Genomic DNA, 21,794 nt, shown 5'->3' with positions numbered 1-21,794 from the left:
CCTGGTCACTCGACGCCGAGCATCACGTAGTCGTACATGCTCTGGCCCTCGTTGTAGGCGACGTTCGTCAGGCCCTGACCCCGCATGAGCAGCGACTTGGCCCACACAACCGGAAGGATGGAGGCGTCCTCCATGACCTTCTTGTCGACGTCGACCCAGAGCTTGGCGCGGGCCGCCTCGTCGAGCTCGGCCGAGGCCTGGTCGATGAGCTTGTCGACTTCGGAGTTCTTGACGCTGAGGTTGTAGTTGCCCGCGTCGCGGATGGTGCGGCTGTCCACGATGGCCTGCATGAAGCCGTAGCCGTCAGGCCAGTCGGAGCCCCAGCCGTGGCCGGCCAGGCCGATGCCGTTCTTCTTGACGTAGTCGACGTTGCCGGCGTAGTCGGAGAAGTAGCTGGAGCCCGGGAAGCCCTTGAGCTCGAGCTTGATGTTGACCTTGGCCAGCGCCTGCTGCATCGACTCGGCCAGCGCCTTCTCGCGGGGCCGGTCGGAGCGGAACGCCATGGTGGTGGAGAAGCCGTTCGGCTGGCCACAGGCGGCCAGCGCCTGCTTGGCCTTGTTCACGTCACCCTTGTTCTCCGGGGTGGCGTACAGGTCGAACTTCTCCTGGCCGACGATGGGCGGCGGCATCACGTTGGTGGCGATCTCACCACCGGCGAGCGGGCCTCCGTAGGCGGTCTGGTTGGCGACGCGGTCGGCGGCCCAGAGGACGGCCTTGCGGCACTCGACGTTGTCCAGCGGCGGCGTGTCCGGGATGACCGAGACGTACCAGAGCCTGGGGATCGTCGGGTTGTCCGTACGGGCCTTCAGCGCCGGGTCGGGAAGGACCTTGCCCAGGGCGGCCGGCTGCATGCCGGTGCCGGGGATGTCCAGGTGGATGCTGCCCGAGATGAGCTGGTTGTCCAGGTCATCGGCGTTGACGTTGAGCTGGACCTCGATCCGGTCCGGCAGCGCGGGACGGTTCGGGTCGGTCGCGGGGTCCCACTGGTCGTTGCGGACCATGGTGAAACGCTTGCCGATCTCGTTCGTCTCGAACTTGTACGGGCCGGAGGAGACGACCTTCTCCTTGTACTTCGCGCCCGTGTCCTTGTCCTTCGGCACCGGCGCGGTCATCGGCATCTGCACGATGTAGTCCATGGACGCGAACGGCTTCTTCAGGTGGAAGACAACCGTCGAGTCGTCGGTCGCCTCGACGGCCGACTTGTAGTCCACGTCGGGGGTCTTGTAGACGCCCTTGAAGTCCTTCGGCCAGTCGAGCAGCTCGTTCAGGTAGGAGGGACCGTGGGGGAAGGTCTCCTTGTCGAACGACCGGGCCACGGCGTAGGCCACGTCCTTGGCCGTGATCGCCGCGCCGTCCTCGAACTTCAGGCCGCTCTTGAGCTTGTACGTCCAGGTCTTACCGTCGTCACTGGGGGTGCCGAGCCCTTCGGCCAGGTCGGGGACGACGGTGTTGCCCTCAGGGCCGGGACCCGTCTTGTACATCGTCAGCGTCCGCCAGTAGAACCGGCCGAAGTTGAACGAGTAGCCGTAGTAGGTGTCGCCCGGGTCAAGGCTGTCCCAGTCGGCGGAGTGGGCCGCCTTGAGCGTCCCGCCCTTCTTGGTGGACGGGTTGTACACCTGGGTCAGACCGGCGTTGAACGCGGGTTGCGCGGCACCGCCGGACGCCGACTGGGCGGGCTGTTGTGGTGTGCCGCCACCTCCGCCGCCACAGGCGGAGAGCACCAGGGCGAGCGCCGCTGTCGCGGCTCCTGCCAGTGCGTGTTTCCTTCTCATTGACTAACCCCTTGATTAGTGAGATGGGGGATGGAGCGATGGCGAAGATCAGCGTGCGCGCGGGTCGAAGGCGTCCCGCAGTCCGTCACCGAACACGTTGAACGCGAGGACGGTGATGAAGATCGCCAGACCCGGGAAGAGCACGAAGTGGGGCAACGTGTAGAAGCGGACCGCTTCGGAGAGCATGCCGCCCCAGGTCGGGGTGGGCGGGTTGATGCCGACGCCCAGGAAGGAGAGCGCGGCCTCGAAGAGGATGTTGGTCGGGATGAGCAGGGTCGAGTAGACCAGGATCGGCGCCATCAGGTTCGGCAGTACCTCGCGGAACAGGATGTAGCCGTTACGGGCTCCCAGGCTCTTGGCCGCGTCCACGAACTCGCGCTCGCGCAGCGACAGGGTCTGGCCGCGGACGATGCGGCCGATGCTGGGCCAGCTGAAGAAGCCGATGATGAAGATCAGCATCGCGATGCGCAGGCCGTTGCCCTCCAGGCCGAACCCCTCGTCGGGGATGACGCCCGCCAGCGCGATCGCGAAGACCAGCAGCGGGAAGGCCAGGAAGACGTCCATGAGCCGGCCGATGACCTGGTCGACCCAGCCGCCGAAGTAGCCGGCGATGACGCCCAGCGTGGTGCCGATGATGACCGACAGGATCGTGGCCAGGAAGCCGATCAGCAGCGAGATCCACGCGCCCGCGACGATCCGGCTGAAGATGTCACGGCCGTTGACCGGCTCGACACCGAGCAGGTATTCGCCGCCCATCCCGCCGAAGGAGCCCTTGGGCAGGAGCGTGCTCTGGTCGATCGCGTCCTGGTGGAACTCCAGCGGCGGGTGACCGAACGCGGCGATGATGGGCGTGGAGAAGATCGCCACGAGGATCAGCAGCACGACGACCACGCCGCCGGCCAGGGCGACCTTGTCACGGCGTAGCCGCATCCAGGCGATCCGGGTGAGCGAGCGGCCCTGGATGGCCTTGCCCGCTCCCACGAGCACCGACTCCGGATGCGCTTCTGCGGCGGAACCGGAAACGTCTAGCGGTGCGGTCATGCCGAATTGCCCCCTGCTGCCCAAACGACGCGTCTTTTTCGCGTACTGACTTTAGACCGCGAGTCGCGACCTCAGGAGGCAGAATCTATGGCCTGAGCTGGACTGACTAGTCCCTCCGGCTGCTATGTGGCTCAACTGTGATTGACGCGAAACTCATTCGTATCGATCTTGATCTGAATGTCCAGGCCCCGTCCCGGTTACGTCTCGGAACTGTGACACAACGCGGCATCAACTGATTCCACGGCGTTTGAGCAGTTCCTCGATGTCGGAGAAGTCGTCATCGCCCTTGGCCTTCTGCGGCGTCTTGGGTGCTGCCGCGGCGGCCGGCGGCCCGCTCGCGACGGCCGGCTTTTCAGCTGAGGGCTTAACGGGACGCTGTCCCTCGCCCGCCTCCGGCGTGCTCTTCTTCTTCCTCCCGCGGCCCAGCTTCCGGCCGCGCATGACGCCCGACACCACGAACAGCACCGCCGACAGCCCCGCCACGGCCACGCCGATCCACACGGTCGGGTTGAAGACCAGGCTGGTCACGAAGCCCACCACGGTGGTGCCGATCGTCCACAGCGCCTGCAGCGCGCCGGTCAGGTAGGCCGCCACCGGCAGCAGGGCCCAGGCGGCCATCCGCATGCCCGCGGCCGCTCCCCTGCGTTTGAAGGCCAGGAACGCCAGGACAAGCCCGGCGATGCTCACTCCGGCGCACAGTGGCAGCCAGGCGATCGCATTGAAGGTACCCATCTCGCCGCCCCCTTGTCGTGGCTCCTGATGTCCATCCTGGCACGCGGAGGCCCGTCCGCCTCCTCCGTGAGAACCACTTTTCCCTTAGGGGAACGCTCAGGAGTCCACCAGAGTTCTCAGGTCCTCGACCCTGATCTCCGTCAGGGACGAGACCACCAGCCGCCCGGGAGCCGCCTCGACGGGCAGCAGGCTCGGGACGGCCACGACGGCGCAGCCCGCCGCGGTCGCGGCGGCCACGCCGTTCGGGGAGTCCTCCAGGACGACGCAGCGCACCGGCTCCACGCCGAGCAGCCGGGCGGCCGTCAGGTACGGCTCAGGGTCCGGCTTGGTACGGATGACGTCGTCGGCCGTCACGACGCAGTCGAAGCGCTCCCTGCCGAAGCCCTTGAGGACCGCGTCGGCGATCTGCCGGAGCGAGGAGGTGACCAGCGCCACGGGCACCCCCTCGGCGCGCAGGGCGTCGAGCAGCTCGGAGGCGCCCGGCATGACGTGCACCCCGTCCGTCAACCGCGCCACCATCCCGCCGGTCATCCACTCGCGCACCGTCTCGGGCGGCACGTCGGCCCCGGACACGGCCAGCATGTAGTCGACCGTCCGCTCCATGGACCCGCCGACGAGGTGGGCCTGGTGCGCGGGCGTCCAGTCGGCGCCGAGCCTGGCCATCACCTCGGTCTCGATCTCCAGCCAGACCCGCTCGCTGTCGACCAGCAGCCCGTCCATGTCGAAGAAGACCGCTTCCAAGCCCCGCCCCCGATCCGTAGTGCCTGCGTGAGATTGTGCCCGGCGTGCGTGAACGGCGGGCGAGAGCGCCACCGCCCGCCAGTGAACGCCCGGCGCGCCCCTCCGAGCCGCCGGGTGAACGCCGGGCGCCCCTCGGAACGCCCGGCGCGCCCCTCCGAGCCGCCGGATGAACGCCGGGCGCCCCTCGGAACGCCCGACGCGCTCCACCGAACGCCTGACGCTCCTCCGAGCGCCTGACGCCCTTCCGTGCCGTGATGAGGCGTCCGGCGCGCCTCAGAACGCCTCATGGCGCCCCTCCGTGCCGCCCGTGACCGCCGGGCACTCCCCTGCCGGGATCCGGCCGGGGGGTCAGACGTTGAAGTATTTCGCCTCAGGGTGGTGGGCGACCAGCGCGGAGGTGGCCTGCTCGGGGTGGAGCTGGAACCCCTCCGACAGCGACACCCCGATGCGCTCGGGCTCGAGCAGCTCGAACAGCTGCTTCTGGTCCTCCAGGTTGGGGCAGGCCGGGTAGCCGAAGGAGTAGCGGCAGCCCTGGATGTTGACCTTGAGCATGTCGTCGAGCGACTCCTCGCCGCCGATGCCCCACTCGGAGCGCACCCGGGCGTGCCAGTATTCGGCCAGCGCCTCGGTGAGCTGCACCGACAGGCCATGCAGCTCCAGGTAGTCGCGGTAGGCGTCCTTCGCGAACAGCTCGGCCGTGGCCTCGGAGATCTTCGACCCCATGGTCGCCACCTGGAAGCCGACCACGTCGACCTCACCGGAGTCCTTGGAGCGGAAGAAGTCGGACAGGCACAGGTGCCGGTCGCGGCGCTGGCGCGGGAAGGTGAAGCGGGTGCGCTCGTTGCCGTCGTCGCCCAGGATGATCAGCGAGTCGCCGTCGGAGACGCACGGGAAGTAGCCGTAGACGACGGCCGCCTCCAGCAGCCCCTCGGTCTGCATGCGCTCGAGCCACATGCGCAGCCGCGGCCGCCCCTCGGTCTCGACCAGCTCGTCGTAGCCGGGCCCGTGGCCGCCCCTGGTGGGCTTGAGCCCCCACTGGCCGAGGAACAGCGCCCGCTCGTCGAGGAAGGCGGAGTATTCGCCCAGCGAGATGCCCTTGACGACGCGTTCGCCGTGGAAGGGCGGCGTCGGCACGGGGTTGTCGGCCGCCACGTCGGAGCGGGCCGGCAGCTCCCCGACCGGAGTGCGGGCGAGCACCGCGCCGGTCTTGACCCGCCGCTCGCGCAGCGGCGGGAGCGTCGCGCCCGCCACGCCGCGCTTGACCGCCATGAACGCGTCCATCAGCCGCAGCCCCTCGAACGCGTCGCGGGCGTAACGCACCTCGCCCTCGAACAGCTCGGCGAGGTCCTGCTCGACGTAGGCGCGGGTCAGGGCGGCGCCGCCGAGCAGCACCGGGTAGCGCTCCGACAGGCCCCTGGAGTTCATCTCCTCCAGGTTCTCCTTCATGATGACCGTCGACTTCACCAGCAGCCCGGACATGCCGATGACGTCGGCCTTCTGCTCGTCGGCGGCCTCGAGGATGGCCGAGACCGGCTGCTTGATGCCGAGGTTGACGACCTGGTAGCCGTTGTTGGACAGGATGATGTCCACGAGGTTCTTGCCGATGTCGTGCACGTCGCCCTTGACGGTGGCCAGCACGATGCGGCCCTTCGTCTCGCCCTCGACGCGGTCCATGTGGGGCTCGAGGTAGGCCACGGCGGACTTCATCACCTCGGCCGACTGCAGCACGAACGGCAGTTGCATCTGCCCGGAGCCGAACAGCTCGCCGACCGTCTTCATGCCGTCGAGCAGCACCTCGTTGATGATCTCCAGGGCGGGCCGCTGGTCCAGCGCCGTGTCGAGGTCGGCCTCCAGGCCCTTCTTCTCGCCGTCGATGATGCGCCGCTTGAGCCGCTCCCACAGCGGCAGCGCGGCCAGCTCCTCGGCCTTGCCGGCGCGCATGGCGGCGGCGTCGACGCCCTCGAACAGGTCCATGAACCTCTGCAGCGGGTCGTAGCCCTCGCGGCGCCGGTCGTAGACCATGTCGAGCGCGACCTGGCGCTGCTCGTCGGGGATGCGGGCCATCGGCAGGATCTTGGAGGCGTGCACGATGGCGGAGTCGAGCCCGGCGTTGACGCACTCGTTGAGGAACACCGAGTTGAGCACCATGCGGGCGGCCGGGTTGAGGCCGAAGCTGATGTTGGACAGCCCCAGCGTGGTCTGAACGCCCGGGTAGCGGCGCTTGAGCTCGCGGATGGCCTCGATGGTCTCCAGGCCGTCGCGCCTGGTCTCCTCCTGGCCGGTGGCGATGGGGAAGGTGAGGCAGTCGACGATGATGTCCTCGACCCGCATGCCCCAGTTGCCGGTCAGGTCCTCCACGAGGCGGGTGGCCACGCGCACCTTCCAGTCGGCGGTGCGGGCCTGGCCCTCCTCGTCGATGGTCAGGGCGACCACGGCCGAGCCGTGCTCGCTCACCAGACGCATGATCTTCTGGAAGCGGGAGTCGGGGCCGTCGCCGTCCTCGTAGTTGACGGAGTTGACCGCGGCGCGCCCGCCCAGCATCTCGAGCCCGGCCCGGAGCACCTCCGGCTCGGTCGAGTCGAGCATGATCGGCAGCGTGGAGGCGGTGGCGAAGCGGAAGGCCAGCTCCTTCATGTCGGCCACGCCGTCACGGCCGACGTAGTCGACGCACAGGTCGAGCATGTGGGCGCCGTCGCGGGCCTGGTCGCGGGCCGTCTCGACGCAGTCGTCCCAGCGGCCCTCCAGCATGGCCTCGCGGAAGGCCTTGGAGCCGTTGGTGTTGCAGCGCTCGCCGATGGCCAGGTAGGAGGTGTCCTGGCGGAACGGGACGGTCTGGTAAAGAGAGGACGCGCCGGGCTCCGGGTGCGGGCGGCGGTGCGCGATCTCCTTGCCGCGCACCCTCTCGACCACCTGGCGCAGGTGCTCGGGCGTGGTGCCGCAGCAGCCGCCGACCAGGGACAGGCCGTAGTCGCGGGTGAAGGACTGGTGGGCGCCGGCCAGCTCTTCCGCGGTGAGCGGGTAGTACGCCCCGTCGGCCGTCAGCACCGGCAGGCCCGCGTTGGGCATGCAGGACAGCCGGAGCCGGGAGTGGCGGGCGAGATAGCGCAGGTGCTCGCTCATCTCGGCCGGGCCGGTCGCGCAGTTGAGGCCCACCACGTCGACGCCGAGCGGCTCGATCGCGGTCAGGGCGGCGCCGATCTCGGAGCCGAGCAGCATCGCGCCGTTGGTCTCGATCGTCACCTGGGCGATGATCGGGACGTCGCGCCCGGCGTCTTCGATGGCCCGCCTGGCGCCCACAACGGCGGCCTTGACCTGGAGCAGGTCCTGGCAGGTCTCGATGATCAGCGCGTCGGCGCCGCCCGCGATCAGGCCGGCCGCGTTGTCGCGGTAGGCGTCGCGGAGGCTGGCGTAGGGCAGGTGGCCGAGGGTCGGGAGCTTCGTGCCGGGGCCCATGGAGCCGAGCACGAAGCGGGGCTGGTCGGGGGTGGACCAGTGGTCGGCGGACTCGCGGGCGATCCTGGCGCCCGCCTCTGAATATTCATAGACACGGTCGGAGATGTCGTATTCGCCGAGCGCGGCCATGTTGGCACCGAAAGTGTTGGTCTCCACGCAGTCGACGCCCACGGCGAAGTAGGCGTCGTGGACGCCGCGCACGATGTCGGGCCGGGTGACGTTGAGCACCTCGTTGCAGCCCTCGTGGCCGTGAAAGTCGTCGAGCGTCGGGTCCTGGGCCTGGAGCATCGTGCCCATCGCGCCATCGGCCACGATGACACGCTGGGACAACACTTCGCGGAAGGACGGGGAGATGCTCATGAGGTAGAGCTTATCGGGTGCGCTTCCAGCGCCGTTCGAGTGCGGCTGGAGTGCCGGGCGTGCCGGCTCCGGGGCTCGCGCTGTCGCCTTCCGGGGACGAGCGCTAGTGTACGTCACGTCATTGACAGGACGTCTAATTGGGGGCTCCATGGCCTACCGCACCGTCCTCGTCGGCACCGACGGGTCCACCTCCTCCTTCCGCGCCGTCTCTGCGGCGGCGTCCCTGGCCGGGGCGACCGGGGCCACGCTCGTGCTGGCGTGCGCGTACCTGCCGATGCGGGAGAGCGAGCGGGCCGCGGCGGCCGAACGGCTCGGCGACCTGGCGTACAAGGTGAGCGGGTCCACTCCGGCGGACGACGCCCTGCGGGCGGCGCGCGAGCACGCCGTGGCGGCGGGCGCCACCGAGGTGATCCTGGCGGCCGAGCAGGGTGAGGCGGTGGACGTGCTCATATCCCTGGCCTCCCGGCACCGCGCCGACCTGCTGGTGGTGGGCAACCGGGGGCTCAACAGCCTGGCCGGGCGGCTGCTGGGGTCGGTGCCGTCGGGCGTCACCCATCGGGCCTCGTGCGACGTACTCGTCGTGCACACCACCGCCGGCGGCCGCTGACCCACGCCCGCCCGCCCTAGGGCGGCACACCTCTATATAGCCGGTGCTCGCCCGGCAGCGCTCACAGGTCCCCGGACGAGCGGGTTTCGCGGGGCGCGAACGGCATGCGCGGGGCCGGACGCCGACCCGTCGGGCGGAGGACGGGCGACCGCCCGGCGCCGGCGCGACGGCCAACCGGCGACCCGGGTGCGGGGACGCGAGACGGTGGGCGGGGCGACCAGCCGCTACCCGCCTCCACCGCTCTCCCGTCCCCGGCCCACGCCCCCGGCCCCGGCGATCCCCGGCCGGCCAGGCCGCGCCGCTCCCCCGACGGCCGGTGTACCGCGAGGCCGCGCCCGGCGGGCGTTCGGGGAGAGATCGGTGACGGTGATGCCTCCTTACCGCATAGGCTTAGCGGGACGATGGAGAGAGGAGGCGACACGTGATAGAGCTCGAAGGGCTCCCCGAGCTCGTCGACCCGGTGCTCATTGCCGCGTTCGAGGGGTGGAACGACGCGGGCGAGGCCTCCAGCGGTGTGATCGCCCATCTCGAGTCCGCCTGGAAGGCCGAGCCGCTGATCGCGCTCGACCCCGACGACTACTACGACTTCCAGGTGACCCGTCCCGTGGTGGAGATGAACGACGGGCTGGCCCAGTCGGTCGTGTGGCCGACGACGCGGCTGCTGCGCGCCCGGCCGCCGGGGCTGGAGCGCGACGTCGTGCTGCTGCGCGGCATCGAGCCCAACATGCGCTGGCGCTCGTTCTGCTCCGACATCATCTACATCTGCCGCGAGCTGGGCGTCGAGCTGGCGGTCATGCTCGGGGCGCTGCTCAACGACTCGCCCCACACCCGCCCCGTGCCCATCCTGGGCGGCGCCACCGACGCGGGGCTGGCCCGTTCGACCAACCTGGAGCTGAGCCGCTACGAGGGCCCGACGGGGATCGTAGGCGTGCTGCAGCACGCGTTCGGCCAGGCGGGGCTCGACGCGATCTCGCTGTGGGCGTCGGTGCCGCACTACGTCGCGCAGCCGCCCAACCCGAAGGCCACGCTCGCGCTGCTGCGCCGGCTGGAGGACGTGCTGGAGATCCCGATGCCGCTGGGCGACCTCGACGAGGAGGCGCGGGCGTGGGAGCGTGGCGTGGACGAGCTGGCCTCGCAGGACAGCGAGGTGGCCGAATACGTCAAGGAGCTCGAGGAGCGCAAGGACGCCGCCGAGTTGCCGGAGGCCAGCGGGGACGCGATCGCGGCCGAGTTCGAGCGCTACCTGCGGCGCAGGGACAACCGCGACACTGACAGCTAATCTTCAGGGATTAAATCCGACAATTTTTCCCGGTTTCGGGTAATAATCGGGACCCATACAAGATTACATCAAGTTGGGACCCCAGATTTAAGTCACCCGAAACCTGAAAACCCGGCTTCGCACGTGATGCCTACTCAACTAACCGCGCACGTTAGGCATGCCATGGCGACATCCCACGTAGATCCGCACCAGAGGAGCCAGGACACCCGGCGGCGCATCCTCGAGATGGCCGTCTCGCTCAGGGAGGACCGCAGCGGCGGCTCGGTGGATTACTTCCTCGCCCTACTGCAGGACCGGCTCCCGTTCTGGCTGAGCATTCTTCACGATTTATCCCACCGCATTGGAAAAGGGTCCGTAACGGACAACCTTCTACCAATCGCTCGTGCGGGCATCGAATACTACATAGACGTACAAAGTGCTGCGCTTCCCGCCTTCACCTCCCCGAACGTGACCGTCCGCTTCCGTCACGCCATCCGCGAGACAGGGCTCGGGCCCCGTACGGAGACCGCGCCGCTGGCCGCCTACCTGGCGGCCGAGCAGCAGCTGGGAAGGGTGCGGCACGACGTGGACCCGGAGGCCAGCGCACGACTGTTGATCGCGGGCTGCTTCCACCGGGCCTACATCGAGATGTTCATCGGCTCCGACGGAGGGCCCGGGCAGGACGAATCCGCCCAGGAGATCGTCCGGGAGCTGCGGCTGGAACCGGTCGTCCAGCCCGCCTGACCCCCCTCTCCCGCCATCCGTTCAGGCCCTGCCCGCGGCGACGTTCAGGCCGGCGACGCTCCGGCGGCGGCGCAGGGCCTCGTCGTAGCGGTGCCAGATCAGCGCCGCCACGTCGGGATCCGCGCCCAGCGGCGCGCTCACCAGCCCCGCCCCGGCCGAGACCAGCCGGGAGTGGAAGAAACCGGGCGCCAGCACGTACGAGGCGATCGCCACGCGGGCGGCCGGGGTCGAGCCCAGCCGCTCCATGGCCTCCTCCAGCGTCGGCGTCCCCGCCGAGGCGAACGCGGCCGTCACCGGGCGCGCCAGGCGCACGGCGAGCTGGTGGGCGGCGGCGCGCACGTCGGCCAGGGCCGCCGGGTCGGAGGAGCCGGCCGCGCCGAGCAGCACGGCATCCGTGGAGCGCAGCCCGGCCCGCGCCAGCTTGCGGGCCAGCGCCGAGGTCAGCAGCCGGTGCGGCCCCAGCCACCCGGCCACGACCGCGTCGGGGCGGTGCTCGGCGATGACGTCCGGCAGGTCGATGTGCGCGTGGTAGCCGCCGGCCAGCAGGAGGGGGACCACGACGACCGGGCCGCGCACCGCGGGCAGCACCTCCGACAGGAGGGGCGAGCTGATCTCCAGGTAGCTCAGCTCCACGCGCTGCCCGGGCCGGGCCCTTCTGACCGTCTCGGCCAGCGACGACAGGGTCTGCTCCCCCTCGGCGCTGCGCGTGCCGTGCGCGGCCAGGACGAGTGCGGGCGTCACAGGGCTCCCCCGGCGGAACGGGCGCGGCCGGGGGACGCGGTGCCCCAGGACATGGTGTACTCCTCAGCGGAACGGACGGGCGTGCGGGTCAAAATCCCGCCTCGTACAGGCAGGCGAGCCGGTAGCCGCGCTTGACCACCGTCTCGACGATCCCGCTGGGCCCGAGGGCCCGGCGCAGCCGGGTGATGGCCATCTCCACGGCGTGCTCGGCCGAGTCGCGGGCGATGCTGCCCGGCAGCACGGTACGCAGGTCGGCCCGGGACACCACGTGCCCCGGCTTGTCGGCCAGGCGCTTGAGCACCGCCATCGGGGCGGGCGGCAGCGGCCGCAGCTCCCCGTCCACGACCACGGCGTGGCCGCGGATCTCCAGCTGGTGGTCGCCGGCCGTGACCCTGGTGACGCCGTGCTCCGGCAGGTGCCGGGCCAGGGCGCGGGCCAGCGCGCCGAGCCGCGAGCGGTCCGGCTGCAGCGTCTGCACGCCGCGCGAGGTGAGCGGGTCGGCGGTGACGGGGCCCACGCAGGCGGCCACCACCGGTCCGCTGAACGCGGCCAGCAGCGCCTCCTCCAGCCCTTCGGCCCGGGCCGCGCCCAGCATGGCGTGCACGGCGGGCGCGCTGGTGAAGGCCACCGCGTCCACCGAGCCGGAGATCGTCTGGCTGATGAGGCGGCGCAGCGGCGAGATGTCGCGGTAGGGCAGCCACCGGTAGACCGGGATCTCGATCACCTCGGCCCCGGCCCCGCGCAGCTCGGCCACGAAGTCGCTGAGCGGCTCACCGTGCTGCTGGACCGCGATGCGCCGCCCGCGCAGGTCCTGGGCCAGGAGATACTGCTTGACCTCCTCGCACGACTCAGTGGCGGGGGTCCAGTGGTCGTTGAGCCCGGCGGCGCGCACCGCTCCCCTGGCCTTGGGGCCGCGGGTGAGCAGGCGGGCGGTGGCCAGGTGTTCGCCCAGGTCGGAGGACAGTCCCCAGCCCTCGGCGGCGGCCATCCAGCCGCGGAAGCCGACGCCGGTGGTGACGACCACGTCGTCCAGCGGCGCCTCCAGGCTGAGCCGGGTGGCCGCGAGCAGGTCGGTGTCCTCCGCCAGGGGGACGAGGCGGATCGCGGGGGCGCTGACGACGCGCGCGCCGCGGCGCTCCAGCAGCGCCCCGAACTCCTCCCGCCGTCTGGTCGCGGTCACGCCGACGGTGAAGCCCGACAGGGCGTCGGGCGCCGTCTCCGGGGAAGAGCCGCCCTCCAGGGGAAGCGCACTCATGCCTGCACCTCCAGGTCGTCCAGGTAGTCGTGGATGCCTGGCCGGGCCCCGAGCACCCGGCCAGGCATCACAGGCGCGTGTGACGCAAGTGAGATCACCCTCCGATACTGCTTTCGGGTGGTTTCACCTCTGGGTCTCTTCTGTTACCGCTGTGCTACAAGGCAGGAGCTTCGCGGTTGACGGGAGGCGGTCCAGGGAAACGTAGGTCATGACGACGCCGCCTATCGGGGAGTTGCGGGTGACGGTCCGCCCTATTCGCATGTTCGATGATCCGGTGCTCCGCTCGGTCGCGGCGCCGGTCCAGGACTTCGATCGGGAGCTGCGGCGCCTGGTAAAGTCACTGACCGCCACCATGCGGGCCGCCTCGGGCCGGGCCGGCCTGGCGGCCCCGCAGATCGGCGAGCCGGTGCGGGTGGTGGTCTACTCCTACGACGGCAAGTCGGGCCATCTGGTCAACCCGCGGCTGGAGCTGTCGGAGCGGCGCGTCACCGCCGACGAGGCGTGCCTGTCGGCGCCCGGGGTGTGGTGGCCGCTGGAACGTTCCTATATGGTCACGGCGCGCGGCCGTGACATGTTCGGTAAACCCGTGACCGTGCGGGCGCTCGGCGTGCTGGCCAGGGTGCTGCAGCACGAGGCCGACCACCTCGACGGCGTGCTGTTCAGCGACCACCTCGAAGCGGCCGAGCGGGAACGCTTTCTCTCGGAGGCTCTGCCCGCAGGTTGAGCTCCCTCCGCTGGGCGGGGTCGGTGCCGCCCCACACTCCGTACGCCTGGCTGGTGTTCAGCGCGTAGTTCAGGCACGGCTCGCGTACGGGGCAGCCGTCGCACACCCGCTTGGCCCGCTCGACCTGATACTGGCTCGGACCTTCCATGGAGATCGGGAAGAACAATTCCGGGTCCAGGTCGAGGCAGGCGGCCCTGCGTGTCCAGTCGAGCATCATCATGACCTTGACGCCTACCCACTGACCTGGGCGCTATACCTCGCTGAGCAGCCGATCCCAGTCGTCCAGGAACCGGCCGAGCCCGTATCTCGCCAGCGCGGCCGCCCTGGCCGCCTTGCCGGCCTGGCGCGCCGTCTCCGGATCCTCCGCGTACGCGTGCAACGCCTCGGCCAGCACGTTCACCTTCGTGGACAGCACACCGGCCTCCGGCGGCACCGCCTCGATCGCCTCGGTGGCCGCGAGCGCGACCACGGGCATGCCCAGCATCATGGCCTCGATGAGGGCCAGCCCGAGTGAGGTCCAGCGGTAGGGGTGCAGGTAGACCCGGCGGCGGGCCAGCTCGGCGTGCATGACGTGCTGGGGCAGGTCCTCATAAGTGCCGTACGGCAGCCCCGCCGCCGCCAGCTCCGCCACCTTCATCCCGAACACGTCGAGAGGCACCCGCTCGGCGAAGCGGGGCAGCAGGTCGGTGCCGGCGACCCTGGTGCGGCGTACCGGCTCGTTGACCACGACACCCGCCCTGGGCAGCTCACCGGTGTACAGGTGGCCGGGGTCGGGGATGCCGTGCTCGACCACGCGGGTGGGCGCCCGGCCGTTGTCCCAGTAGAGCTCGTTGAAGTGGGTGACGTGCACGAGCGTGACGTCGCTCTGCCCGGCCAGCGGGTGCCGGGTGCGCGGCACGTCGCCGGCGGGGGTGTTGTGCTCGACGTACACGCCGGGCACCTCGCGGCCCAGCCACTCGCGGGCCAGGTCGATCTCGTGCGGGCGCTGGTAGACGACGACGTCCACGGGTTCGTGGCGCAGCCGGTCCCAGGGCACCTCCCGGGCGCTGCCGGGCCAGTCGAACGTGGCCGCCCGTCCCCGGCCGTCGGGACCACGGCCGGGAACGAGCGGCAGCAGGTAGTCGTGGGAGCCCCTGATGAACGCGCTGGTCCAGGAGCCGTGCACGTGCCAGATGAGGATCCTCACCAGCGGCTCCAGCCCATGGCGCGGGCCCAGGGCGCCGACACGGCCGGCACGGGGGCCGCCGCGTCGCTCAGCACGCGGTCCACGACGTCGGTCAGGTCGTCCGCGACCTCGGCGGCCTCCTGGATCTCCCGCCGCAGCGTCTCCTTCGTCGGCACCAGGATGCCCCTGGCCCCGGCGGCCCTGGCGGCCTCCATGTCGCGGCCGATGTCGCCCACCACCACGCAGTCGCGGGGGCTGACGTCGAGCACGGCGGCGGCCCTGATCACGAGCCCGGGAGCGGGTTTGCGGCAGGTACAGCCGTCGCCGTCGTCGTGCACGCAGATCGCCCACGCGTCGAACGGCCCCAGCAACTCCTCCACCTTGGCGTTCACCTGGTCCATGTCGTCCGGGGACAGCAGGCCCTTGGCGACGCCCGACTGGTTGGTGACCACGGCCACCGGCACGTCGGCGCGTCTGAGCCTGCCGAGCGCCTCTACCGCGCCCGGCATGGGCTCGACGAGGTCCGGATCGCCGTTGTACGGCACGTCCCTGATCAAGGTTCCGTCCCGGTCGAAGAGCACGGCGCCGGGACGTCGCTTTTCGAACACCATTCACCTCCGTCGCGTGTCCGGCAGCTACCCGGCGCCTGCCCCGGCAAACAACTACTCAGGGTGACCAATCCCAGGCGGCCACGCCTGTTTCCGCATCTCGCGAGCTCGCTAAATGTTTGAGGACCGCTTCTCTCGGTAGCGGTTCTCGACATCCTTAGGGGGAGGAAGCATGAAGTTTCTCGGCATCAACGCGATCTTCCACGACCCGGCCGCCGCCCTGGTGGTCGACGGGAGGATCGTCGCCGCGGCGGAGGAAGAGCGCTTCAGCCGCCGCAAGCACGGCAAGCGGCCGCTGGCGTTCTCCGCGTGGGAGCTGCCCGAGCAGGCCGCCGCCTGGTGCCTGCGCGAGGCGGGCCTCGCCCCCGAGGACATCGACGCCGTGGCCTACTCCTACGACCCGTCCCTGGTGGTCCAGAAGCCGGAGGGCGACTGGGAGGACCTGCGGACGAGGTACGCGGTGCGCGCCCCGGCCTTCCTCGCCACGGCGCTGCCGGGCCTGGATCCCGGCCAGGTCAGCTACGTGCCGCACCACGTGGCGCACGCCGCCTCGGCCGGCCTGGCCGCACCCTGGCGCGACTGCGCGGTCCTGGTGTGCGACGGGAGGGGCGAGAACGTCTCCCACCTGGCGGGCGTCTACCGCGGCGGCGACCTGGAGGTGCTGGCCACGCAGGAGCTCCCGCACTCGCTGGGCCTCATGTACGAGGACGTCACCGAGCACCTCGGCTTCCTGCGCTCCAGCGACGAGTACAAGGTGATGGCGATGGCCTCCTACGGCCGTCCCCGCCACCTGGAGGCGCTGCGCGAGGTGATCCACACGACCGGGGACGGCGGGTTCCGCGTCGAGCCGGTCGACTGGAACGTGTACGCCAAGGCGCTCAAGAAGGGCGCCCCCTGGACCTCCGACCACGCCGACCTGGCCGCCAGCGTGCAGGCGCGCCTGGAGGAGGTGCTGCTGGAGCTCGTGCGCTGGCTGCACGAGCGGACCGGCGAGCGGCGCCTGGCGCTGGCCGGCGGGGTGGCGCTCAACTGCGTGGCCAACACCAGGCTGCTGGACGAGGGGCCGTTCGACGAGCTGTGGGTCCAGCCGGCGGCGGGCGACTCCGGCACCGCGCTGGGCGGGGCGCTGCACCTGGCGCACGCCTACGGCGAGCCGGCCGCGCCCATGCCCGGGGCGGCGCTCGGGCGCGGCTTCACCGACGAGGAGCTCGGGGCCTGGCTGGACGTGGCCCGCGTGCCGCACACCCGCCCGGCCGACCTGGCCGCCGCCGTGGCCGCCGAGCTGGCGGCCGACCGGATCGTGGCCTGGTTCCAGGGCCGTTCCGAGTACGGGCCGCGCGCGCTCGGGCACCGGTCGCTGCTGGCGCATCCGGGGCACGCCCGCAACACCGAGCGGCTGAACGACGTCAAGGGGCGCGAGCAGTTCCGGCCCATCGCGCCGATGGTGCTGGAGTCGCGGGCCGGGGACATCTTCGGGCGGGGGCCGGTGCCGTCGCCGTACATGCTGTTCGTCCACGACGTGCGCCCCGACTGGGCGGCGCGCATCCCGGCGGTCGTGCACGTGGACGGGACGGCCCGGATCCAGACGGTCTCGCCGCGGACGCAGCCGCTGATGGCGCGGGTGCTGAGCGAGTTCGAGGCGCGTACGGGGCTGCCGGTGGTGGTCAACACGAGCCTCAACACCGCCGGGCGGCCCATGGTGGACGACCCGCGCGACGCGCTGGAGTGCTTCGGCTCCTCGCCGGTGGACGTGCTGGCCCTGGGACCGTACCTGGTACGGCGGGCGGAGGTGTTCGCCTCGTGATCACCGTGGTGATCCCCACCATCGGGCGGCCCACGCTGCGCGACACGCTGGCGGCCGTGGGGCCCGGCGTGCCGGTGGTCGTGGTGGACGACCGGAAGCCGGCGGACGCGTCCGGGCTCTCGCTGCCCGCGCACGTACGCGTCGTCCGGTCGGGCGGGCGGGGGCCCGCGGCGGCGCGGAACGCCGGGTGGCGGGCCGCGGACACGCCGTGGGTGGTGTTCCTCGACGACGACGTGATCCCGGAGCCCGGGTGGGCCGAAGCGGTCTGGAAGGACCTGGTGGACCTGCCGGACGACGTGGCGGGCAGCCAGGGGCGCATCGTGGTGCCGCTGCCCGCCGGCCGCCGGCCCACCGACGCCGAGCGGAACACCGCCGGGCTGGCCGAGGCGTTGTGGGTGACGGCCGACATGGCCTACCGGCGTACGGTGCTGGAGGCGCTGGACGGGTTCGACGAGCGGTTCCCCCGGGCGTACCGGGAGGACGCCGACCTGGCGCTGCGGGTGACGCGGGCCGGGCACCGGCTGGTGAGGGGCGCGCGGGCGACGGCGCATCCGGTGCGGTCGGACGGGTTCTGGGCGAGCGTGCGCTTCCAGCGCGGCAACGCCGACGACGCGCTCATGCGGCGCCTGCACGGGCCGGGGTGGCGGGCCGCCATCGGCGGCGGGCCCGGCCGACTGCGCCTGCACGCACTCACGACCGCCGCCGGACTGGCAGCCGCCCTCCTCGCCGGCGCCACCCTCGCCACCCGCCGCCCCGCCGACCGCCGCCCTGCCTACCGCCTGTTCGCGGCGATCCGGCGGCGGCCCGCGGCCCCGCGGGTGCTGCCCGCGCTGGCGACGGCCGCCGGAGGCGCGTGGGCGGTGCTGACCGCGGAGTTCGCGTGGCGGCGCGTCGCTCCGGGGCCGCGTACCCCGGGCGAGGTGCTGCGGATGGCCGTCACCAGCGTGGTGATCCCGCCGGTCGCGTGCGCGCACCGGTTGCGGGGGGAATGGAGGGTGCGGCGATGAGCGGACGCTTGACCGGTACGACACCGCGTGGCGCGGCGCCGAGCGACGTCGAAGTCCGCGGGACGGCGACGCACGACCCCCCGGCACCCGAGACCACGACGAGAGACGCCGGGTCGCGCGGCCCGGCGCCCGGCAGCGCGCCCGGCAGTGCGCCCGGCAGTGCGCCCGGCAGTGCGCCCGGCAGTGCGCCCGCGCGCGGGACGGCGCGGCGACGGCGGCGCGACGGGCGGGATCGGGGGCGCGTGCTCGTGGCGCGGCTCGACGACGCCGGCGACGTGCTGCTGGCCGGCCCCGCCGTACGGGCCGTGCGGACGCAGGCCCGAGAGGTGGTGTTCCTCGCCGGCCCGAACGGCCGGGCCGCGGCCGAGTTGCTGCCCGGCGTGGACCGGGTGATCGGCTGGCACGCCCCCTGGATCGACCACACCCCGCCCCCGGTCACCCCCGAACTGGTCGGCGACCTCGCCGGGCAGCTGGGGGGCATCGACGAGGCGGTGCTGCTCACCTCGTTCCACCAGTCGGCGCTGCCGCTGGCGCTGCTGCTCAGGCTGGCCGGGGTGGCCAGGATCACCGCCATCAGCAACGACTACCCGGGCTCGCTGCTCGACGTGCGGCACGTGGTGGACGAGAGCGTCGACGTGCCGGAGGCGGAGCGGATGCTGGCGGTCGCGCGGGCGGCCGGGTTCGAGCTGCCGGCGGGCGATGACGGCGAACTCGCTGTTCAGCGGCCATTGCCGGATATAGAGAAATTTACGGGGAACTTTCTAGGCGTCGGCGGCGTGGCCGACAAAGGCACGTATGTCGTGGTGCACCCAGGGACCTCGGCCCCCGCCCGAACCTGGCCTGCCGACAGGCATCGCCAGACCGTCCGGGAGTTGGCCGAAGACGGGCACCAGGTCGTCGTGACCGGCACGGAAAGTGACCTCACCGCCTACGTGGCCAGCGATGTCGCGGTCAACCTGGGCGGCGTGACCACATTCGCAGAACTGGCTGCCGTGATCGAACGTGCCAGCGTGCTCGTGGCGGGCAACACCGGCCCCGCGCACCTGGCCGCGGCAGTCGGCACACCGGTCGTGAGCCTGTTCGCCCCTGTCGTCCCGGCGGCGCGGTGGGCCCCGTACGGCGTGCCCGTGGTGCTGCTGGGTGACCAACACGCGCCCTGCCGTGGAAGCAGGGCGCGCACCTGCCCGGTGCCCGGGCACCCGTGCCTGTCCCAGGTGACAAGTGAGCAGGTGGTCAAGGCAGTGAGGGAGCTGACGCAGTGAAGGTCGATCTCATCTCGGAGCACGCGGATCCGCTGGCCACGGTCGGCGGCGTGGACTCCGGCGGCCAGAACGTCTACGTCGCCGCGCTGGCCGTGGCCCTCGCCGAGCGCGGGCACACGGTAACGGTCCACACGCGGCGCTCCTCCGAGTCGCAACCCGAGTCGGTGAGCCTGGCGCCGGGCGTCACGGTCGAGTACGTCACGGCCGGTCCCCCGGCCCCCGTCCCCAAGGACGAGCTGCCCCCGTACATGCCGGAGTTCACCGAGCGGCTGGCCGAACGCTGGGCCGTCCGCCCGCCGGACGTCGCGCACGCGCACTTCTGGATGAGCGGGCAGGCGGCGCTGCGGGCGGCGGCCGGCGCGCTGCCGGTGGTGCAGACCTTCCACGCCCTCGGCACCGTCAAGCGGCGCTGGCAGGGCGACGCGGACACCAGCCCGTCGCACCGGATCGACACCGAGCGCGAGATCGGCCTGCGCGCCGACGCCGTGCTGGCCACCTGCAGCGACGAGGTGAACGAGCTGTGCGCGATGGGCATCCCCGAGCGGCGCATCGCGGTCGTGCCGTGCGGGGTGGACCTGGCGGCGTTCTGCCCCGACGGGCCGGTGGCGCCGCGCCCGGCGGGCAAGGTCGTGCTCAGCATCGGCCGGATGGTGCCGCGCAAGGGCGTGGACACCCTGATCAGGGCGATGCGCCAGCTTCCCGGCGCCAACCTGGTGATCGCCGGCGGGGCCGATGACGACGAGGAGTCGGCGCGGCTGCGCGAGCTGGCCGAGGGATACGGGATCGAGCACCGCGTCCACGTGATCGGCAGCGTGCCGCGCACCCACGTGCCGGCTCTGATGCGCTCGGCCGACGTCGTGGTGACGGTGCCCTGGTACGAGCCGTTCGGCATGGTCCCGGTGGAGGCGATGGCCTGCGGCGTGCCGGTCGTGGCCTCGGCGGTCGGCGGCCACCTGGACACGGTGGCGGGCTGTGGCGTGCTGGTGCCCCCGCGCCGGCCGCGCGCCCTGGCCAGAGCCCTGAAGGAGCTGCTCGGCGACCCGGACCGGCGGGCGACGCTCGGTGCGGCGGGAGCTCGCCGGGCCCGCGAACGGTACGGCTGGCCGCACGTGGCCGAACGCACCGAGGCCGTGTACACGCAGGCCATTGACGGCAAGGTCTGCCATCTGGCCGCCCTGGGGGGTTGATCATGGATGCTCATCTGGAGAAACTCTGGAACACCCTGGAGAAGGTCGATGATCACGCGGTCACCGTCCGGGCCTGGGGAGGCAAGCTGGCCGGCGTGCTGGCCGCCGGGGGCAGGCTGCTGGCCTGCGGCAACGGCGGCTCGGCGGCCGAGGCCCAGCACCTGACGGCCGAGCTGGTCGGCAGGTTCAGGGAGGACAGGCAGCCGTACGCGGCGATCCCGCTGCACGCCGACGGCTCGTCACTGACGGCGATCGCCAACGACTTCGGCGCCGAGGAGGTCTACGCCCGCCAGGTGCGGGCGCACGGCCGGCCCGGCGACGTGCTGCTGTGCCTGTCCACCAGCGGCGGCAGCCCGAACGTGCTGGCCGCGGCCAGGGCCGCCCAGCAGGCCGGGCTCGTGGCCTGGGGCATGACCGGGCCCGCGCCGAACCCGCTGGCGGAGGTGTGCGACGAGGCCGTGGCGGTGCCCGCCGAGGAGACGGCCACCGTGCAGGAGGTGCACCTCGCGCTGATCCACCTGCTGTGCGACGCGGTGGAGGAGGCGCTGTGACGGGCGGGCCGCTGGTCGTCATCGGGGACACGGTGCTCGACGTGGACGTCGAGGGCGACGCCGAGCGGCTCTGCCCGGACGCGCCCGTACCGGTGCTCGACGTGTCGGCCGAGCAGGGCCGGCCCGGCGGGGCCGGGCTGGCGGCGCTGCTGGCCGCCCGCGACGGCGCCGACGTCGTGCTGATCACGGCGGTCGGCGACGACCCCGACGGGCACCGCCTGTGCGGGCTCCTGTCGGAGGAGCTCGACCTCGTCCGGCTGCCGCTGCGTGGCGGGACCGTACGCAAGACGCGGGTCAGGTCCAGGGGCCAGACGCTGGTCAGGCTGGACACCGGCGACGGCACGGCCAGGTACTCGCCCACCGACGAGGCGGCCGAGGCGATCGAGCGGGCCGGCGCCGTACTGGTCTCCGACTACGGCAGGGGCGTGGCCAGGATGGCCCACGAGCTGCTGCACGAGAGCACCGTGCCGGTCGTGTGGGACCCGCATCCCCGGGGCGAGCGGCCGATGCCCGGCTGCGCGCTGCTCACGCCCAGCGAGGCCGAAGCGCGACTGCTGTGCCCGTCCGGCTCCTACCACGGCCCGGACCAGGCGGCCCGCCGCCTAGTTCGGGCGTTGCGGGCCAGGGCCGTGGCCGTCACGACCGGCGAGCGCGGAGCCGCGCTGGCCGTGGAGGGCGGCCCGCTGACCCAGGTCCCGCCGCCGGTCCGGGCCGGCGGCCAGGACGCGTGCGGCGCACATGAACGCGAGGTTCGCTTCCGTGCCGACGATTTTCTCAAAGAT

At 71.9% G+C, this 21,794-nt stretch carries 20 protein-coding genes; 10 read left to right on the top strand and 10 right to left on the bottom strand.

The window, feature by feature from the left end:
• Positions 1–5: 5 nt before the first annotated feature.
• The 5 genes from AB0J69_RS53285 to metH form a co-directional block, all read right to left on the bottom strand.
• Positions 6–1,772 (bottom strand): ABC transporter substrate-binding protein, encoded by a 1,767-nt coding sequence (locus AB0J69_RS53285; RefSeq protein WP_364135053.1) that lies wholly within the window; start codon positions 1,770–1,772, stop codon positions 6–8.
• A gap of 48 nt (positions 1,773–1,820) precedes the next feature.
• Positions 1,821–2,813 carry an ABC transporter permease gene (locus tag AB0J69_RS53280; RefSeq protein ID WP_364135050.1) on the bottom strand — a complete coding sequence of 331 codons (993 nt, stop codon included), beginning with the start codon at positions 2,811–2,813 and terminating at the stop codon, positions 1,821–1,823.
• Positions 2,814–3,041: 228 nt separating this feature from the next.
• Positions 3,042–3,545 (bottom strand): cellulose synthase, encoded by a 504-nt coding sequence (locus AB0J69_RS53275; protein ID WP_364135047.1) that lies wholly within the window; start codon positions 3,543–3,545, stop codon positions 3,042–3,044.
• Positions 3,546–3,641: 96 nt separating this feature from the next.
• Complete coding sequence (locus AB0J69_RS53270) at positions 3,642–4,286, bottom strand: HAD family phosphatase (RefSeq protein WP_364135044.1); 645 nt, start codon at positions 4,284–4,286, stop codon at positions 3,642–3,644.
• Positions 4,287–4,634: 348 nt separating this feature from the next.
• Complete coding sequence (metH, locus tag AB0J69_RS53265) at positions 4,635–8,099, bottom strand: methionine synthase (RefSeq protein WP_364135041.1); 3,465 nt, start codon at positions 8,097–8,099, stop codon at positions 4,635–4,637.
• Between the two features lie 148 nt (positions 8,100–8,247).
• On the opposite strand from metH, the gene AB0J69_RS53260 reads away from it, so the two are divergent.
• From AB0J69_RS53260 to AB0J69_RS53250, 3 genes are all read left to right on the top strand, one after another.
• Positions 8,248–8,706, top strand: a complete 459-nt coding sequence (locus AB0J69_RS53260) for a universal stress protein (protein WP_364135038.1) — start codon at positions 8,248–8,250, stop codon at positions 8,704–8,706.
• A 421-nt stretch (positions 8,707–9,127) separates the two neighbouring features.
• The gene (locus AB0J69_RS53255; RefSeq protein WP_364135035.1) at positions 9,128–9,985 is read left to right on the top strand and encodes a PAC2 family protein; all 858 of its coding nucleotides are present in this window, start codon (positions 9,128–9,130) and stop codon (positions 9,983–9,985) included.
• 447 nt (positions 9,986–10,432) lie between these two features.
• The gene (locus AB0J69_RS53250; RefSeq protein WP_364135032.1) at positions 10,433–10,708 is read left to right on the top strand and encodes a TetR/AcrR family transcriptional regulator C-terminal domain-containing protein; all 276 of its coding nucleotides are present in this window, start codon (positions 10,433–10,435) and stop codon (positions 10,706–10,708) included.
• A 21-nt stretch (positions 10,709–10,729) separates the two neighbouring features.
• On the opposite strand, the gene AB0J69_RS53245 is transcribed toward AB0J69_RS53250, so the two are convergent.
• Together AB0J69_RS53245 and AB0J69_RS53240 are read right to left on the bottom strand one after the other, a co-directional pair.
• Entirely contained in the window at positions 10,730–11,449 is a 720-nt protein-coding gene (locus tag AB0J69_RS53245; protein ID WP_364135029.1) for a CbiX/SirB N-terminal domain-containing protein, read from the bottom strand.
• An 88-nt stretch (positions 11,450–11,537) separates the two neighbouring features.
• Positions 11,538–12,704: a uroporphyrinogen-III synthase gene (locus AB0J69_RS53240; RefSeq protein WP_364135026.1), complete on the bottom strand. Its 1,167-nt coding sequence runs from the start codon at positions 12,702–12,704 to the stop codon at positions 11,538–11,540.
• 208 nt (positions 12,705–12,912) lie between these two features.
• Here AB0J69_RS53240 and def point away from each other — a divergent pair, with 208 nt between their 5' ends.
• On the top strand, positions 12,913–13,428 hold the full coding sequence (gene def / locus AB0J69_RS53235; protein ID WP_364135023.1) for a peptide deformylase: 516 nt from the start codon (positions 12,913–12,915) through the stop codon (positions 13,426–13,428).
• Here the strand turns inward: def and AB0J69_RS53230 are convergent.
• The 3 genes from AB0J69_RS53230 to AB0J69_RS53220 all read right to left on the bottom strand — a co-directional run bounded on the left by AB0J69_RS53230 (position 13,364) and on the right by AB0J69_RS53220 (position 15,204).
• A complete protein-coding gene (locus AB0J69_RS53230; protein ID WP_364135093.1) occupies positions 13,364–13,576 on the bottom strand; it encodes a WhiB family transcriptional regulator in 213 nt (70 codons plus the stop codon). The two genes, def and AB0J69_RS53230, sit on opposite strands and share 65 nt — an antisense overlap.
• Positions 13,577–13,678: 102 nt before the next feature.
• A complete protein-coding gene (locus tag AB0J69_RS53225) occupies positions 13,679–14,614 on the bottom strand; it encodes a glycosyltransferase (protein WP_364135020.1) in 936 nt (311 codons plus the stop codon).
• Positions 14,611–15,204 (bottom strand): HAD-IIIA family hydrolase, encoded by a 594-nt coding sequence (locus AB0J69_RS53220; protein WP_364135017.1) that lies wholly within the window; start codon positions 15,202–15,204, stop codon positions 14,611–14,613. The genes AB0J69_RS53225 and AB0J69_RS53220 overlap by 4 nt, the downstream gene beginning before the upstream one ends.
• 169 nt (positions 15,205–15,373) lie before the next feature.
• On the opposite strand from AB0J69_RS53220, the gene AB0J69_RS53215 reads away from it, so the two are divergent.
• The 6 genes from AB0J69_RS53215 to AB0J69_RS53190 form a co-directional block, all read left to right on the top strand.
• A complete protein-coding gene (locus AB0J69_RS53215; protein WP_364135014.1) occupies positions 15,374–17,005 on the top strand; it encodes a carbamoyltransferase C-terminal domain-containing protein in 1,632 nt (543 codons plus the stop codon).
• Positions 17,002–18,012, top strand: a complete 1,011-nt coding sequence (locus AB0J69_RS53210) for a glycosyltransferase (protein ID WP_364135012.1) — start codon at positions 17,002–17,004, stop codon at positions 18,010–18,012. Before AB0J69_RS53215 ends, AB0J69_RS53210 begins: the two co-directional genes overlap by 4 nt.
• Positions 18,009–19,274, top strand: coding sequence for a glycosyltransferase family 9 protein (locus AB0J69_RS53205; RefSeq protein WP_364135009.1), 1,266 nt, complete (start codon positions 18,009–18,011; stop codon positions 19,272–19,274). Before AB0J69_RS53210 ends, AB0J69_RS53205 begins: the two co-directional genes overlap by 4 nt.
• Positions 19,271–20,461, top strand: coding sequence for a glycosyltransferase (locus AB0J69_RS53200; RefSeq protein ID WP_364135006.1), 1,191 nt, complete (start codon positions 19,271–19,273; stop codon positions 20,459–20,461). Before AB0J69_RS53205 ends, AB0J69_RS53200 begins: the two co-directional genes overlap by 4 nt.
• Before the next feature lie 2 nt (positions 20,462–20,463).
• Complete coding sequence (locus AB0J69_RS53195) at positions 20,464–21,012, top strand: SIS domain-containing protein (RefSeq protein ID WP_364135003.1); 549 nt, start codon at positions 20,464–20,466, stop codon at positions 21,010–21,012.
• Positions 21,009–21,794: PfkB family carbohydrate kinase (locus AB0J69_RS53190; protein WP_364135000.1), on the top strand; the 786-nt coding region annotated here is incomplete at its 3' end. The genes AB0J69_RS53195 and AB0J69_RS53190, both read left to right, overlap by 4 nt.

This window comes from Nonomuraea sp. NPDC049709 (assembly GCF_040674815.1).
In the GTDB taxonomy this organism is placed as follows: domain Bacteria; phylum Actinomycetota; class Actinomycetes; order Streptosporangiales; family Streptosporangiaceae; genus Nonomuraea.
This window is presented reverse-complemented; position numbering and strand designations above follow the sequence as displayed.

Coding starts and splice junctions, on each gene's coding strand:
- metH (WP_364135041.1), bottom strand. CDS start 8,099: ATGAGCATCTCCCCGTCCTTCCGCGAAGTGTTGTCCCAGCGTGTCATC.
- AB0J69_RS53275 (WP_364135047.1), bottom strand. CDS start 3,545: ATGGGTACCTTCAATGCGATCGCCTGGCTGCCACTGTGCGCCGGAGTG.
- AB0J69_RS53205 (WP_364135009.1), top strand. CDS start 18,009: ATGAGCGGACGCTTGACCGGTACGACACCGCGTGGCGCGGCGCCGAGC.
- def (WP_364135023.1), top strand. CDS start 12,913: ATGACGACGCCGCCTATCGGGGAGTTGCGGGTGACGGTCCGCCCTATT.
- AB0J69_RS53230 (WP_364135093.1), bottom strand. CDS start 13,576: ATGGAAGGTCCGAGCCAGTATCAGGTCGAGCGGGCCAAGCGGGTGTGC.
- AB0J69_RS53215 (WP_364135014.1), top strand. CDS start 15,374: ATGAAGTTTCTCGGCATCAACGCGATCTTCCACGACCCGGCCGCCGCC.
- AB0J69_RS53285 (WP_364135053.1), bottom strand. CDS start 1,772: ATGAGAAGGAAACACGCACTGGCAGGAGCCGCGACAGCGGCGCTCGCC.
- AB0J69_RS53260 (WP_364135038.1), top strand. CDS start 8,248: ATGGCCTACCGCACCGTCCTCGTCGGCACCGACGGGTCCACCTCCTCC.
- AB0J69_RS53195 (WP_364135003.1), top strand. CDS start 20,464: ATGGATGCTCATCTGGAGAAACTCTGGAACACCCTGGAGAAGGTCGAT.
- AB0J69_RS53280 (WP_364135050.1), bottom strand. CDS start 2,813: ATGACCGCACCGCTAGACGTTTCCGGTTCCGCCGCAGAAGCGCATCCG.
- AB0J69_RS53240 (WP_364135026.1), bottom strand. CDS start 12,704: ATGAGTGCGCTTCCCCTGGAGGGCGGCTCTTCCCCGGAGACGGCGCCC.
- AB0J69_RS53220 (WP_364135017.1), bottom strand. CDS start 15,204: ATGGTGTTCGAAAAGCGACGTCCCGGCGCCGTGCTCTTCGACCGGGAC.